At 66.0% G+C, this 424-nt stretch carries 2 pseudogenes; both read right to left on the reverse strand.

The features are described 5' to 3' along the window. Positions 1–138: 138 nt before the first annotated feature. A pseudogene (locus MKL09_RS32305) lies at positions 139–282 on the reverse strand (FtsK/SpoIIIE domain-containing protein); the annotation flags it as partial. 4 nt (positions 283–286) lie between these two features. After that, positions 287–424, reverse strand: a pseudogene (locus tag MKL09_RS06805) (methyl-accepting chemotaxis protein); the annotation flags it as partial.

Raw genomic sequence — 424 nt, forward strand, 5'->3', positions numbered from 1 at the left:
GACTTCATCCACACCGATCTGGTGCCTGCCTACAATCCGGCGTCCTGATTACGACACGACTCGATCTCGGCCCTTGTCCAAGGCCGCGGTGTACCGCTGTTCAACCGCGCCGACATCGTCCAAACCGCACCGCGTGACCCGGCCGGCCACCATCATCAGGTCGGCCATCTCGTCGACCACGATCACGATGTAGGGCCTCGCCGACAGTTCCATCGCCTCCTGCTCTAACACCTCCTCGCCGGTCTCGCGGTTGAACCCGGTCTGGATCGTGCGGGTGATGACGACCCTTGACCTCGGCGGCGACCACCGCGAAGCCGCGGCCGGCCTCTCCGGCCCGGGCCGCCTCGATCGTGGCGTTGAGCGCCAGCAGATTGGTCTGCTCGGCGATCACCGAGATGATCCGCACGACCTCGCCGATCCGCTC

Origin of the sequence: Methylobacterium sp. J-048, assembly GCF_022829515.1 — a bacterium.
GTDB lineage: Bacteria > Pseudomonadota > Alphaproteobacteria > Rhizobiales > Beijerinckiaceae > Methylobacterium.